The organism is Pantoea sp. GbtcB22, from assembly GCF_019091025.1.
Lineage (GTDB): Bacteria > Pseudomonadota > Gammaproteobacteria > Enterobacterales > Enterobacteriaceae > Pantoea > Pantoea leporis.
In genome coordinates this window covers 1-228 of sequence record NZ_JAGXKB010001125.1, presented here as the reverse complement: position 1 = coordinate 228, position 228 = coordinate 1, and the positions used below count along the sequence as shown (strand labels likewise).

Here is a 228-nt window from a genome sequence, read left to right as displayed (position 1 = left end):
GTGGGCGACGGAATGCGCGCGCGTTGGCCGAGCGGAAACGATCCGCCGAGCGCTTCCTGGTTGACGGTCAGCCCCGCGAACACCCGGCCGAACAGCTTGATCGCCGACGGGGCGAACAGGTTTTCGGCACCAAATCCCGGCTGTGGCGGCAGCGGCCCGTTCGCATGATGCTGCTGCTGTGCTTGCGCCGCGGCCGGCACGACCTGCTGTACCTGCGGAGGCGGCGGG

1 protein-coding gene is annotated in these 228 nt (G+C 70.2%); it reads right to left on the bottom strand.

Translation table 11 applies throughout. The features are described from left to right. Positions 1-228: hypothetical protein (locus KVT28_RS27705; RefSeq protein ID WP_217551577.1), on the bottom strand; the 228-nt coding region annotated here is incomplete at both ends.